Raw genomic sequence first — 13,106 nt, forward strand, 5'->3', positions numbered from 1 at the left:
TATGGGAGGCGGTCGTAGTGACGGTATTTATGCGAAGCATTTTAGGCAGCGCTTTTCTGACCGTCTTGTCTCCGTAGCCCATTGACGACGACGATTTCTGCATAGGGTCGCGTTTGGGAAAGCCATGCACATGATAGGAGGCACAGCGGAAGCACGCACGAGCACCGCGCGAGCTGATCACCGACAAGCTCAGGAGCCACGCGGCAGCCAACAGACCGGGCGGAGAACCCGTACCGGCGGACATACACATTCGCGAACAGCGGTGAAGCCACTGATCCCTGTGGTGTACCGGTCTCACTGACGCTAATCTCTCCGTTTTCAAGAACACCCGCCTTGAGCCACTTGCGCACAAGGCGGATGATGCGCTGGTCGCCGATCCGGTGCTCAATGAAACGGACTAGCCAACTCTGGCTAACCGAGTCGAAGAAGCTCCGAAGATCCGCGTCCAGAATCCAGTTCACCGGGGTGTGGGTGATGGCCGTCGCCAACGCATCCAGCGCATCGTGTTGACTACGCCCGGGCCGGAACCCGTACGAGAAACCAAGAAAGTCTTCCTCGTATATCGCGTTCAGCACTTCCACCACCGCACGCTGGACGATCTTGTCTTCCAGCGCGGCAATCCCCAGCGGGCGCTGTCTGCCGTCCGGCTTCGGTATGTACTGTCGCCGAACAGGCAGTGCCCGGTACGCTCCGCTCTGTACCTGCGCGAACAGGCGCTGGAGATGCTCTTCCAGTCCTGCCTCGTAGTACCGCCACGTCAGGCCATCCACTCCGGGAGCCGCATTGCGTTTGAGCGCAAGGAATGCCATCCGAAGTCGGTCGACTGTCACGTGGTGTAGAAGCGCGGTGAACCGCTCCTTCTTCCGCTGTCTTGCAGCTTGCCGTACACGTTCCAGCCCCTGTGGCACGGTTGCCCGGTACTGCGCCCGGTGCGTGCGTGGCTGACCCGTGTTCCCTTGGTCCCCGCCCTTGGCTCCGCCCACTCCGCAGTTGGTTCCCCAGCCTTGTTCGCAGGCTTCATCGCTACTACGGCGGAGTCTGACTTCTCCCGTCCGTTCATCATCGGCTACGGCTCCTCGCCTTCCCGATGCGGACCTGTCCATCCTGCGACAGGCCAGACTGGAGATCTCCCGGTTCCCGAACAAGGAGCGTGCGCACATGCCAGGTTCTACGACCACGCCGGGTCATCCGGGCGCTCGCGATCGCGCGCTCAGGCGTTTTGCCTTCCGCTACACAGACAGCGTCGGCACCCGGAATCAGTTTTCTATTGTGGCTCAATGGCTGGCCTGCACGTACCCCTGCCGACGTAGACCGCTGTGTTTGCATAACGCCATGGCTCGCCCTCGTGACACAAGTTGCGCATCGTGCGCTTTATCGCGGCTTTGGAACAGTATGTATGGAATCCGAATCATCCGATATTCCGCTCCGTCCAGATGGTTCGTCAAGAACTAGGGTAATTACTTAGCTGCGCTGCAAAAATACGTAACATTTTGCGGTTAGAATGAAACCTCTAATCCCACTATATGTAGCTTCATACGTATATTCGTCGTTGAAGATCCCCAGAGGGCCGCATGTGGACAAATTGCTTGTGATCGTCTTTTGCCGTCCGGCCGGGAGCCCACGTTAGAAATTCGGGGGTTTCGCCTATATGGCGAGCCCGTAGATTCGCGATGCAGTTGGCTTCGAAGAATTTAGTAATACTAATGACGAGCGTGGCTGCTCACTTTCACTTCGGCGAAGCTTGGCGATCCGGTGCGTCTGTTGGGGAATTGTTTCACATCAATCAGGGAAGGCAATGAACGCATTTTCGTGTGAAGAACTGATGCAATGCTATAGATCGAATGTCTTCACCTCCTTTTCGTTGGCCATCGAGGCGTTTGAAGGGGTACAGAAACTGGCCGGCCTGAATCTGCACGCGGGACGCTCCGTTCTATCCGAAGGTACCGCGCGTCTTCAGGACATCAATCCCGACGCGGCGGGCGCCGGGTGGCTGGCTTCACCGTTGCGCCTGGCCCAGTCCGCTGTAGCAAAGACGTTGTCGTACCAGCAGCATGTCCATGACATTGTGGTCACGACCCACTCCGCCTCGGCAAAGATCATCGACGTGTATTGCGACCAGTTCAGCCGCGATCCACTGGCCCGCATCGGTAACTGGGCAAAGCATGCGCCGGCGGGGTCAGAGACGCCTGCTGCCGTCACCATGAAATCAGCGTTGTCGACGGCCAGCGACACGGCGGAAACGGTGCGCAAGTCGGTTCAGAGCGTCGTAGAAGTCGCCCAGGCCAATGTTTCCGCGATGCTCACCGGTGCCAGCGAAAACGCTGCGTCGCAGTCTAACGAGCGCGCCAGGAAGACGTAGAGCAAGTGGGAGCCTCCCTTCACCTATAGAGCAGTGCGCCGTCGCGGCTGGTTGTCGCTCGCAGGCGCACCAGACTCCATTCGCGCAATACCACAAACCTAGAAAAACCCGCGCAGTTCAATCAGTGCCGAAGCCGTTCCTCCTCAACGCTGGAGGCGGCCCGGCTTTGTGGGAGCGCGATGGCGGGTTTTGCGAGGCAGCCATTGGGTATTCAAGGGCCTCGCAGTTATTACGATCACGGATGGAAATGATGACGAAACGAATCGCTGTAGTTACGGGCGGGATGGGCGGCCTCGGAGAAGCGATCAGCACGAAACTGTATGACGCGGGTTATGCAGTTGTAGTCACGCACTCGCCGAACAACATCGGCGCAGCCGAATGGCTAGCGGCCATGGAAATCCGGGACCGTAGCTTCCGCGCGTACCCAGTTGACGTCGCCGACTATGACTCATGCCAGCACTGTGCGGCCAGGATCCAGGTTGAAGTCGGTCCGGTTGATATTCTGGTGAATAACGCCGGGATCACGCAGGACATGACACTTAGGAAGATGGGCAAGGTCAACTGGGACGCGGTCATTCGCACCAATCTGGACTCGGTGTTCAACATGACCAGGCCGCTCTGCGAAGACATGACCGAACGCGGCTGGGGGCGCATCGTCAATATCTCGTCCGTAAACGGTTCCAGGGGTTCGGTTGGCCAGACCAACTACGCCGCGGCCAAGGCTGGCATGCACGGCTTCACCAAATCACTGGCGCTGGAAGTGGCGCGCAAGGGGGTCACCGTCAATACGATTTCACCGGGCTACCTTGCGACGAAGATGGTCACGGCAATTTCGCAGGAGATACTCGATACGAAGGTACTACCGCATATCCCGATGGGGCGTCTGGGCAAGCCCGAAGAGGTGGCGGCGCTCGTGCTTTACCTGTGCTCGGACGATGCTGCCTTTGTGACCGGTTCCAATATTGCGATCAATGGTGGCCAGCATATGCAGTAACTCGACACGCGCGCCCGGCCGGTTCATGCCGGCACCGCACAAACTGGCGGGAGCCATTCACATAACACCCTTGCGCTCAAAGGAATGTCATGAGTGAAACCTGGATGGGCCTGATCATCGGAGGCTCGGCCCTCGGTATCGCGATGCTCATGGTGATCGGTCACTATCGCCGTGAGCGAAGACGGGCAAGACTGCTACGACACCTGAATCGCCATGAATGGTGGCATCAACCACGCGGGCGAATGTGATCGCGCCACTCGTGTGGATAACAGACAAAACGACAGGGGTTGAAGGATGTCGCCGGAAATTGCCAGCCTAGCAACGGGCACAGGCCATCAGATTACGGTTCGTACGAGGAGCGGCGGCATGCTGGTCGCTGCGGTCTGGCAGGTGCTGACGCCGGTCGCGCATGACGTCGAGCGCGTCCAGATTGCGGCCCGCAGCGAACGTGGCTTTGAGGACATGACCATCTCATTTACCGAAACGTTCGCTGGGTCGCTCAATGACGTTCTCAGAGAGTTCGAGAAAATGCCGTGGGTGGCCACCGTCGAGCTTTGCTAACCATTGCCGATGCTGCGCTCGTGCGATGGATCACTCGACGCGTCGCCTTCAGTGCGTGGTCGCTCTCCGGCCGGCCACGCCGCATCAGACTTACCCAGAAGCAGGCTCACCGAAGCCTGGCGTCCGGAGCGGATTGAATCGGTCACCAAGGGAGAGAAGTGGATGAAAACAACGACAGAAAAGGGCCTCGGAGATCGGGCGAGCCCTTATACGCCCCAAACAGCCGAGGACGCGCTTGCCCATCTTGAACGGATTCTGTCAGGGGATGGCGTAGATTCAGTGTTCAGCCGGACCTACTGGCGCGGACGAGTTCAGCAGGTAAGCGCTACGAGAGGGCTGACCCCGCAGCAGCGGGCAAGGCTTGGGAGGCTGCTTGAGTCTCTTCTTTCCCGGGTTGGAGACGAAGAACGCTCGTAGACCCATACCTTGATGGACGCGAATCCCGGTCGGGAAGTTTCGCTGGTCGAGGCTCGCCACTTGGGGGATGCATAGCGCTCGTTGAGGCGTTCACGCGAAGCCGGCAGCTGGCTCCTCGTGCGTCAAGCACTCTGGCACCATTGGCGTTGAAGTAACGGTAAACCGCCCACCGCAAGCGCACTTGCCCGTGTAGGGAGACAGTTTGAAGCGCAATCCTATGAAGTGACGACGTCGCAATCAGCGATAGCCCGAACGCAGCACACGCTTGAAGAAGCGTTTGGCCGCGGTTTTGTCGCGCCGCTTTTGCAGTAGGACGTCGAACTCGGCGCCATGCTCGAAAACCGCCCACCATAGCACATACGGTTCTCCACGACGCGTAACGAACATTTCGTCGAGATGCGATGTACTACCCGGCTTGCGTCGCGCCGCTTTGCGCGATGAGCAAAGCCCTTAGCAAACTCGACACAACAGCATTGGATGGTCTCGTATGTAACGATCACGCCGCGCTCGAACAGCAGCTCTTGAATGTCGCGCAGGCTCGACTCAAAGCGGAAATACCATCGAACCGCGCAGCTGCTGTTGATGTTCGTAAATTTTGCTAGCCGTGCCCACGGTATTTGATAGCGAGAAAAGGGCTGCCCCCCCATCCGATAGGGCCGTACAGCCGGATTGATGGTTTTGTCACCTGTTGCGTTTCAACGACGGGTGAACGACGGAATGTCCGTAAATTTTGCTAGCGCGTTCAACGTGTTCTTTAATTTCGCTAATGCCGCTGCCGAGCGACGCAGGACGGTTAGCCTAAAGAAGCAGCACCCGCAGATACCGAGAGCCATTGTCTCAATCTTCGGAAGAGCCCGTCTCGGTGGACGAGTGAGAAAACGTCATACAGCACGGCGCTATTGCGATTACTTCGCGGCCCCACAGTCCTCGGGCGGATGTCCGCTATACCGTTATCGCACTGGGCACAGTCATTCGTGACGGGCAATGAGTCCGTGTCCCGGTGGAAAGGCGCGCTAGCAAAATTAAAGGACAATATTAGCGCTGCCGTGGAGACGGCTAGCAGAATTAATGAACGCCAACAATTGGATGCGGGACTGCACGGATGCCGGTCGCGGCATGCTCGTTGCGCAGAAGCCGGAGACGCGATCCTGGGAGCGCTAATCCGCGTAGACCAAGATATCGAGCGCTTACAGGCTGCCGCAGCGAGCTCGTCTTCTCCTGAAGCGGATCCGCTTGCGCCGGTGGCAACTACTGGAGAAGTCATGGACCGCCCTTTCAAGAAAATTCCTGCAACCGCGAAAACAATCGGAGCTCTCGCGGCGGCCGCGACCGCCGCCGCCGTCGGTGCACTGTGGGTTCGACAACGTGCCCGCAAAGCCGAACGCGATAATCCGCCAGCCGGCCGTTTCATCAAAGTCGGCGCCGTGCCGCTTCACTACATCGAAAAGGGCAAAGGGCCGGCCGTCGTGCTTCTGCATGGAAACGCCGTAATGCTGCAAGACTTCATCGCCAGCGGGTTGGTCGACCGATTAGCTGAGCGACACCGCGTGATTGCTTTTGACCGTCCGGGATACGGACACAGCGGGCGGCCACGCGACCGGCTGTGGACCGCACAGACGCAAGGCGCGGTCATACAACAGGCGCTCACGCAGATCGGCGTAACGCAACCAGTCGTACTCGGGCATTCCTGGGGCACCCTGGTCGCGCTAAGCATGGCGGTCGGCGACGCCGCAGACCTGCGCGGCCTCGTGCTGGTCTCCGGTTATTACTATCCGACCGCCCGCGCTGATGTAGCGCTAGCTGCGCCAGCAGCGCTTCCCATCCTCGGCGACGTTCTGCGGTATACGGTTTCGCCGTTGAGCGGTCGCCTCTTGTTCAAGCGCACAGTGCGAACAATGTTCGCCCCGGCGCCAGTTCCAGATGACTTCTTCGAATCCGTCGCTCGTGAGATGGTGCTCCGTCCGGCGCAAATCAGAGCCGAGGCCGAGGATGCCGCGTTCATGATTCCGGCCGCCGCACACTTACGCGCCCGTTATTCGGACCTCAAGATGCCGGTCAGCATCTTTGCGGGGGCGGACGACAAGGTCATCGACCCTGAAGCGAATTCTGTCCGACTGCATCGAGCGATCCCTCAAAGCACGCTGCTCGTTGCACGCGGGGCGGGCCACATGGTGCACTATGCGATCCCAGCTGAAATCGCCGATGCGATTGAACGCATGAGCGTAGGTCCAGACCACGAGCTCCGGCGATAGCGATGCCGCCGTCGGCGACACGTCGGGGACAGCTGAAAAGCTGCCGGTCACGCCGGCGCAGGCATAGGTCGCAATCGCGCTTGCTCAGGATTCTTTGTTCTCGTTTTTATTGACGACGAGACGAGGCGGAAGCGGGTAAGACGTTGTTATAGCTGGTAGGGGTGGAGGTGAACGCTGGGACGATGGGCAACGCAAAACCGGGCGCAGATTATCGCCTAGCGGTGGCTCGGCCTTGCGAGCGGGCTTCCGGCGAAGGGATCATCCTTCCAGTCCGCGTCGCTCTGCGTGGCCGGTTGTGCGAGCGCCCCCCGCGGAAGTTCGAAGTGTCCGATGGACTGTCCCGCGCCAATGGCCTGTTTCAGCCATTGAGGCGTCTCGCCTTCACCGCTCCAGGTATCACCAACCGCGCTACCCTAGCGACCGATATCCGATCCCGCAGGCCTGATCGTTAGGAAGGACGCGAGGTCCCCGCACACACGGTTGTACAAAACGGGATGGCTCGACGTTGGAGCGTGGCCGTCATCGTGGACCCGGTGCGCTTCGGCCAACTGCCATCGCCTTAGGTGCCCGCCGCGCTGTGCGCGGCACTCGGGCAGGGCGGCGTTTCTGGCGCGCGAGTCGCCCTTCAGGTGTTTACGAAGGCATTCAGAGCTGAAGACTTCAAAAACTCGTGGCCATCCCAGGTTCGCTGCCAGTCGCTTCCCAATGAGCGCACCAGATTTGCGTCGGCCAGCAGGCTCAACTGATACCATACCCCTCGGTTTTCGAAACATCGAACTCGTCCTTGAGCGCGCCCTCAAGGTCGAATTCACTGAGGTGCGGGGCCTTGTTTTCCCCGAGGGTCTTCAGTATGGCGATCGCTAGATTCATATTGCGTTTCACGATCTCATCGTCTCGTAGATAGGATCACTTCTCAGGATGACGCGACGGCGCAACGTCCACGCAAGCGCTCCGGGAGCGGTGTGCTGCACACCTGTTGCACTTCCTCAAGTTCCGCGGATCAAAGAAGCACACACAGTGTCTGGAATCGTCGTAGGTGCGACTGGGATTAGGAAAGTTGAGTGTCACGTCACTTGTCGCCATCTAACCCTCCTGATAGATATAACGCCACTTATCACGTTGACATTGATGCGGGCGTTGCTGCTATCGATGCAACTCCGAATACCGCACAGGCTTCTGCCACGAGCCGAACGCGCCGATTGACTCTCGGCACCGGTCGTGCGCATCGTTCGGGATTCAACGTCTGGATCCCTTCATACCTCCGGTTCCATGGCCGCATTGCGCTCCTCGTTTGCCCCAATGGGGTCCATGGTCTCGTCGATGGAGGGTGTGGCGCGCTCGGTGGCCGATCTGGTTCCGTCAACGGAGGTCCCCGGTCTTCCATCTTCGTCGCGCGGGGGCTCCAGCATATTTTTAAGCATCGCCCGTCAACTCTGGCGTCAAGGGAAGACCGCGAAAAGTGTATTGGGCGGCGGCGTCGGCCGTGATACGGCTCCGAGACTTGTCCTGTTGAAGTGAAGGCTGTCGCAAAAGATGCCGGCGGCGCCTCACCTCAACGCGTAGTCAGAAGACAAATAGGTCTACCATTGGCTGTTACACGCTGACTGGAACCGCATCGTTGACCGCGCCGTCAATGGTTACGGTGCATCCAACCCATGTGATGTGCATCGAGCCACCGAACCAACTCGTCACCCTTGTGATCGCGCATGTAACGTTGCGCCAGAACGAACGCGACGACCAATAGGACCGCCAGACCGACCACAAAGCTGATCATGGACTGAGTCATTGCAGCCTCCTTGCTAGGTCGTGCCCACCTTTACATTGTAGGCGATGCGCTCACGGATACCGGTATCCGCCCGGTTTCTGTCCCTCAGGAACAAATCAGCAATTCCCTGGCCAGGCGGTCGAATGGAGGCCGTCCGCTCCGCTTTGGTTCCGGCCAATTTCTTTTACGCCAGATAAAAAAACGGCCGACTATCGCCGAAAGAGTTAAGCGTTTCCATATCAATCTCTTGAATGAACGGAGATCGATTGTGCGCGTGGGCCGGCCCCTGCGAAAACCGGACACGAGATAACGCTTAAACTTTGAGGTAGTCTTCCGCCTATGTTTAAGCCTAGCTCCAATGTAGAACCCGTTGAGGTTCTGACCCAGCCGGAACAGCGCCGGCGCCGCTCCGTCGAGGAGAAACTCGCGATAGTGCGCGAAACCTTCGAACCCGGAGCGACCGTTTCCGCGGTAGCACGTCGCCATCAGGTGAATGCGAACCAGGTGTTTGCCTGGCGCAAGCTGTATCAGGATGGAAGCCTCTCTGCCGTGAGTGCCGGCGAACAGGTGGTGCGAGCCTCCGACCTTGTCGAGGCAATGAAGCAGATTCGCGAACTCCAGCGACTGCTGGGCAAGAAGACGATGGAAGTGGAAATCCTTCGCGAAGCAGTGGAGTACTGCCGGGCAAAAAAATTGATTGCGCGCTCACCATTGCTGCCGGGAGACGACCGATGAAGACGGTCTGTGAAGTCCTGGGTGTGTCGCGCTCTAATCTTGCGGTCAAATCGAAGCGCCCCACTGAGTGGGTCGACCGGCGCAAGACGCCAGCCCTGGATGACGGGCCACTGGCCACTGAGCTTCGGGGGCTGGTTGCCGACGTGCCCACCTACGGCTACCGGCGTGTTTGGGCATTGCTGCGGCGAAGCCGGGGCGCGCAGGCCCAACCTCGCGTTAATGCAAAACGGGTTTATCGGGTCATGCGTACCAACGGCCTGCGACTCGAGCGTCGGCCTCGTCATGCCCAGTCCGTGCGTCGGCACGACGGCAAGATTGCAGTGGACCGGAGCAATGCGCGCTGGTGCTCGGACGGCTTCGAATTCCGTTGTGACGATGGCGCGCCATTGCGCGTCGTCTTTGCATTGGACTGCTGCGACCGTGAGGCCATGAGCTGGGTGGCGAGCACGGGCGGCTACACTGGCGATATGGTGCGTGACGTGATGCTTCAGGCCGTCGAGAACCGCTTCCACGGGGCGCTGAAAACCGACGGCGAAATCGAGTGGCTCAGCGACAACGGTTCCTGCTACATTGCCGACGAGACGCTGACATTCTCACGGGCAATCGGCCTGAAGCCGGTCACGACGCCCGTCAGAAGCCCCCAGAGCAAGGAGTAGGTTTCACATTGCACCTTGTCCGGGAGTTGGAGCGGCAACGAAGATTGGCCGCGTTGCTTTGCGTCCACCAATACCTCTGACGAGCACGACATTGCCCAGAGGTTCGTATAGGCACCGGTGATCATGCCCGTAAACGTGCCGTCGTAGAAGCCCTTGCCGTCCCCATTGGTGGATCGTGGTTTGGCTAACCTTGAGCTGCGTGGCGAGTTCGGCGCCGGTGAGCAGACCGCGCGAACGCAGTCGCTCAAATCGACTCGGCAGCCCATAGACGTCTTCAATGAGCAGTCTTAGCATACGCTTGCGCTCGACCGATTCGATACGTCTGTCGTTCCACACAACGGCGAAGTCATCCGCGAGATCCCGAATGCGCGCGCGAGCCTGGTCGCCAAGCAGATCCTGATCCGATCGGCGTTGGCGTTCGTGATCCTGTTGTAGTACGTCCAGTCGACGAAGGCGATCATTCCAGTCCGCTTCAAGCGCATCAGCAACCATCCGGTTTGCTGGATCAACATTCATGTAGCGACGGCGGGCGAGTTCGGCTTCGTAACGCGCGCGCTCCAGTTGCTTCAGGCGCATGGAGTTGGCCTGTTCAATACGTCCGGCGATCTCGTCCTCGACCGCGAGCGCCACTTCGATGGCTGCCGGCCCAACCGTCTGAAGCAGTAATGCGCTGATGGCATCATCAATTGCGCGTCCACGTACCGACTGGCACGGTTTGCCAGCGTCATGGGCAGCGACGTCATGACATACGTAGTACGGTTCAAGCCTGCCGCTTACCTTCTGGTAGCGCACGCGCATGCGATTTCCGCACAACCCGCAAATGACTCGCCCTTGTAGCAGTCCATCGCCTTCGCGAGGAACGGTACCTCGTGCGAGCGAACCGAATCCGTTTGCGCTTTGCCTGAGCGTAACGTGATTGCGCTCGAATTCGTCCCAGTCGATATAGCCGACGTGGGCGCCGCGGATGAGCACCTGCCAGTCGGATTGCGCGACCTTTAACTGCGTGCTCGTCAGGTCAGCCTTGCGTCCAATGCGTGTCCGTCCATACACAAAGGCCCCAGCGTATCGGGGATTGTGCAGAATCTGCAGAACACGCGATGTGTTTAGCCCGCCCCACTGCACTTCGCCTTTGCCGATGCCGCGGCGGATACGCCGCGGGAAGACCCAGCCTTCGCGACGGAACCGGCGTACAACCATGCTCGCCGAGTGCGTTTGCCGGTAAGTATCGAACAGCAGTCGCAGGCTCGCGTGGATTTGCTGGTCAGGGTCAAGTACAACCGATCCATTTGGATGGTAGGCCAGTCCGATGGGCAGCGGGAGTTCGAGCTCGCCACGTCGCGCCTTGTTGCGCATCCCACCCTGCAGCCGCGCGTTCAGAACGTGCAACTCAGCCTCGCTCATGGTTCCCTTCAGACCGAGCAGCAGGCGGTCGTTGAAGTAAGCCGGATCATAGACGCCGTCTTCGTCAAGAATCAGGGTGTGGGTCAACGCGGCAAGTTCGATGAGCCGATGCCAGTCTGCGTTGTTGCGCGCGAGACGTGACACCTCCAGTCCGAGTACGATGCCGGCGTGACCGATGGCGACCTCCGATACCAGTTGCTGGAAACCGTCCCGGTGTTCTGCGCTTGCGCCGGACAGACCAAGGTCGCTGTCGATAACGTGCACGCGTTCGATGGGCCAGCCCAGCGATACGGCACGCTCGCGTAATGCGTACTGGCGTTTCGTACTCTCGGTGTTCTCGAAGACCTGGCGCAGTGACGATTGCCGTACGTAAAGGAAGGCATCACGCCGCAAGTGGTCGGGCGTGACTTTCTGATACAGCTCAGTAGACATGGGCGAGCTCCGAATGGGTGCGCAGAACGAGATTGGCCAACAGACGTACCAATTCGTCGCTGGCGGGGAGTGCGCCCACGCATTTCTCTCTGCGAGATGCGGGAGCGTCGCTGGCCGCAGGGGCCGTCATCTCAAGCATGGAAAGCCAATGCAGCATGCCGTGATAACGAATCGCCGCCACACCCTCGGGGCACGGGGCACCTTCTATTACCGCGTCGCGTAGTGCCTCGTAGGCAGCAGTCAAGGCTTGCTCGAGGGGATGGGCGGCGACGGATGGCTCTACGGTTTTTTTTTGCGCGCAATCGCGCGTTCGATGCTGCGGGGGTGGACCGAGATGCCAAGCTCGGATTCCAGTTGCTCGGCTAGTGCGCGGGCGTGAATGGAGCCGTCGCCTTCGAGATGTCGTTCGACGAAGGCCATTGCCTCGAGATTGAGTTTGTGTGCGCCCTTGGGTCCACGCGGTTTCGGCATGAGTCCGGCCAGCCCATCGCGCGCAAATGCTGCCTCGGCCTGATAAAAAGTCGGGCGGGACACGCCGAACAGCTCTGCAGCGTCGGCCTTCTTGGCGCCATCGACGCTGACGTGGCGCAGCATCTCGTACTTGACCTGGATCAGATCGCGGGCATCGAAGAAATCGTTCGATTGAAACCAGGGAGCCCGCACCCGCTCGGGATGAGGGTTCAGCACGCCGAGGCGCCTGAGGCGGTCCTGCTTCGAATCGAGCTTGGTCAAGGTCGCTGCGCCGGCTTGAGACGTGTAATTTAAAATATGCCGCTAATACTGCAATGTCAAGGCCAGACCAGACACAGCAGCGTAACCATTCCAGCGACACAGCCATATGACCGTCACGATCGTCAAATGTCTGCGCGACTGTCACGGCGTTATTTAGCTTACACAGACGGCGTAATTTACTTGACACGACCGAGGACCTCCGGCCTCAGGTCGTCGATCAGCGCGCGCAGCCTTCGAAGGTCCTCGGCACGAAACTCGGAGCGTCCCGCTGCGGTCTGAGCGAACGCGTCCGGTTCGTCCACATCAGTCCATGACGCCAGCATCGATACCAGCCGGCCAAGTTCGTCATAGAACATGACACGATCCTCGCCCCAGTTCTGGCGGCGAGTAGCCAGCTGGATTCGGGTACCGCGCAGGGGATGAAATGGATGGGTGATCTCGACCGTTACGGTCGCGCAACCGTCATCACGACAAGCAGTTGCTGACTTACGATAACGGGATGGCCGAGAGTTTCGTCAAAACGATGAAGCGTGATTATGTTTCGTGGATGCCCAAGCCAGACGCCAGGACGGCGTTGCAAAACCTGGCCATCGCGTTCGACCACTACAACGAATCGCATCCACACAGCGCCTTGAAATACCGCTCGCCACGCGAGTTTCGCCAACAAGCAAATTCACTAACCTAAGCGTGACCCTGTGTCCGGTCATGCAGGGGCCAGTCCAGCGCGCCAGCAGCGGTCGCTGTTGGCCTCCCGCTCCAGTCGTTTGGCGAGTTTTTGCAAACGTCACTACGCCGTTGGCGC

Annotated in this window: 11 protein-coding genes and 5 pseudogenes; 6 read left to right on the forward strand and 10 right to left on the reverse strand. The window is 59.4% G+C overall.

What is annotated here, in order from left to right:
- Window positions 1-41 precede the first annotated feature (41 nt).
- Window positions 42-809, reverse strand: a complete 768-nt coding sequence (locus BCA01S_RS36145; protein ID WP_482052043.1) for a reverse transcriptase domain-containing protein — start codon at window positions 807-809, stop codon at window positions 42-44.
- 986 nt (window positions 810-1,795) lie between these two features.
- Between BCA01S_RS36145 and BCA01S_RS33075 the strand changes: the two genes are divergently transcribed.
- From BCA01S_RS33075 to BCA01S_RS33085, 3 genes are all read left to right on the forward strand, one after another.
- Window positions 1,796-2,359: a phasin family protein gene (locus BCA01S_RS33075; protein ID WP_027780537.1), complete on the forward strand. Its 564-nt coding sequence runs from the start codon at window positions 1,796-1,798 to the stop codon at window positions 2,357-2,359.
- A gap of 250 nt (window positions 2,360-2,609) precedes the next feature.
- On the forward strand, window positions 2,610-3,353 hold the full coding sequence (phbB, locus tag BCA01S_RS33080) for an acetoacetyl-CoA reductase (RefSeq protein ID WP_027780538.1): 744 nt from the start codon (window positions 2,610-2,612) through the stop codon (window positions 3,351-3,353).
- A 366-nt stretch (window positions 3,354-3,719) separates the two neighbouring features.
- The gene (locus BCA01S_RS33085) at window positions 3,720-3,914 is read left to right on the forward strand and encodes a hypothetical protein (RefSeq protein ID WP_244146073.1); all 195 of its coding nucleotides are present in this window, start codon (window positions 3,720-3,722) and stop codon (window positions 3,912-3,914) included.
- A 666-nt stretch (window positions 3,915-4,580) separates the two neighbouring features.
- Here the strand turns inward: BCA01S_RS33085 and BCA01S_RS36150 are convergent.
- Window positions 4,581-4,978 (reverse strand): annotated as a pseudogene (locus tag BCA01S_RS36150) (DDE-type integrase/transposase/recombinase); the annotation flags it as partial.
- Between the two features lie 615 nt (window positions 4,979-5,593).
- Here BCA01S_RS36150 and BCA01S_RS36155 point away from each other — a divergent pair.
- Window positions 5,594-6,583: an alpha/beta fold hydrolase gene (locus BCA01S_RS36155; protein WP_042320339.1), complete on the forward strand. Its 990-nt coding sequence runs from the start codon at window positions 5,594-5,596 to the stop codon at window positions 6,581-6,583.
- A 215-nt stretch (window positions 6,584-6,798) separates the two neighbouring features.
- Here BCA01S_RS36155 and BCA01S_RS39385 read toward each other — a convergent pair.
- The 4 genes and pseudogenes from BCA01S_RS39385 to BCA01S_RS38670 all read right to left on the reverse strand — a co-directional run.
- Window positions 6,799-6,972: pseudogene (locus BCA01S_RS39385) on the reverse strand (H-NS histone family protein); the annotation flags it as partial.
- A 349-nt stretch (window positions 6,973-7,321) separates the two neighbouring features.
- Window positions 7,322-7,465, reverse strand: a complete 144-nt coding sequence (locus BCA01S_RS39390; protein WP_244146075.1) for a hypothetical protein — start codon at window positions 7,463-7,465, stop codon at window positions 7,322-7,324.
- 354 nt (window positions 7,466-7,819) lie between these two features.
- Window positions 7,820-8,071, reverse strand: a pseudogene (locus BCA01S_RS39710) (hypothetical protein).
- A gap of 142 nt (window positions 8,072-8,213) precedes the next feature.
- Window positions 8,214-8,369, reverse strand: a complete 156-nt coding sequence (locus BCA01S_RS38670; RefSeq protein ID WP_167450643.1) for a hypothetical protein — start codon at window positions 8,367-8,369, stop codon at window positions 8,214-8,216.
- A gap of 318 nt (window positions 8,370-8,687) precedes the next feature.
- On the opposite strand from BCA01S_RS38670, the pseudogene BCA01S_RS39400 reads away from it, so the two are divergent.
- A pseudogene (locus BCA01S_RS39400) lies at window positions 8,688-9,730 on the forward strand (IS3 family transposase); the annotation flags it as partial.
- Window positions 9,731-9,742: 12 nt separating this feature from the next.
- Here the strand turns inward: BCA01S_RS39400 and BCA01S_RS33125 are convergent.
- The 4 genes from BCA01S_RS33125 to BCA01S_RS33140 all read right to left on the reverse strand — a co-directional run bounded on the left by BCA01S_RS33125 (window position 9,743) and on the right by BCA01S_RS33140 (window position 12,741).
- Window positions 9,743-11,572 (reverse strand): recombinase family protein, encoded by a 1,830-nt coding sequence (locus BCA01S_RS33125; protein WP_027780541.1) that lies wholly within the window; start codon window positions 11,570-11,572, stop codon window positions 9,743-9,745.
- Complete coding sequence (locus tag BCA01S_RS38675; RefSeq protein ID WP_027780542.1) at window positions 11,562-11,816, reverse strand: hypothetical protein; 255 nt, start codon at window positions 11,814-11,816, stop codon at window positions 11,562-11,564. The genes BCA01S_RS33125 and BCA01S_RS38675 overlap by 11 nt, the downstream gene beginning before the upstream one ends.
- Window positions 11,817-11,851: 35 nt before the next feature.
- Window positions 11,852-12,304 carry a helix-turn-helix domain-containing protein gene (locus tag BCA01S_RS33135; RefSeq protein ID WP_027780543.1) on the reverse strand — a complete coding sequence of 151 codons (453 nt, stop codon included), beginning with the start codon at window positions 12,302-12,304 and terminating at the stop codon, window positions 11,852-11,854.
- 176 nt (window positions 12,305-12,480) lie between these two features.
- Window positions 12,481-12,741: a DUF5372 family protein gene (locus BCA01S_RS33140; RefSeq protein WP_156955175.1), complete on the reverse strand. Its 261-nt coding sequence runs from the start codon at window positions 12,739-12,741 to the stop codon at window positions 12,481-12,483.
- Window positions 12,742-12,797: 56 nt separating this feature from the next.
- Between BCA01S_RS33140 and BCA01S_RS33145 the strand changes: the two are divergent.
- Window positions 12,798-12,989 (forward strand): annotated as a pseudogene (locus tag BCA01S_RS33145) (integrase core domain-containing protein); the annotation flags it as partial.
- Between the last annotated feature and the right edge of the window lie 117 nt (window positions 12,990-13,106).

The sequence above is a fragment of the Paraburkholderia caledonica NBRC 102488 genome (assembly GCF_000685095.1).
In the GTDB taxonomy this organism is placed as follows: Bacteria; Pseudomonadota; Gammaproteobacteria; order Burkholderiales; family Burkholderiaceae; genus Paraburkholderia; species Paraburkholderia caledonica.

Coding starts and splice junctions, on each gene's coding strand:
- BCA01S_RS36145 (WP_482052043.1), bottom strand. CDS start 809: ATGGCATTCCTTGCGCTCAAACGCAATGCGGCTCCCGGAGTGGATGGC.
- BCA01S_RS33075 (WP_027780537.1), top strand. CDS start 1,796: ATGAACGCATTTTCGTGTGAAGAACTGATGCAATGCTATAGATCGAAT.
- phbB (WP_027780538.1), top strand. CDS start 2,610: ATGACGAAACGAATCGCTGTAGTTACGGGCGGGATGGGCGGCCTCGGA.
- BCA01S_RS33085 (WP_244146073.1), top strand. CDS start 3,720: ATGCTGGTCGCTGCGGTCTGGCAGGTGCTGACGCCGGTCGCGCATGAC.
- BCA01S_RS36155 (WP_042320339.1), top strand. CDS start 5,594: ATGGACCGCCCTTTCAAGAAAATTCCTGCAACCGCGAAAACAATCGGA.
- BCA01S_RS38670 (WP_167450643.1), bottom strand. CDS start 8,369: ATGACTCAGTCCATGATCAGCTTTGTGGTCGGTCTGGCGGTCCTATTG.
- BCA01S_RS33125 (WP_027780541.1), bottom strand. CDS start 11,572: ATGTCTACTGAGCTGTATCAGAAAGTCACGCCCGACCACTTGCGGCGT.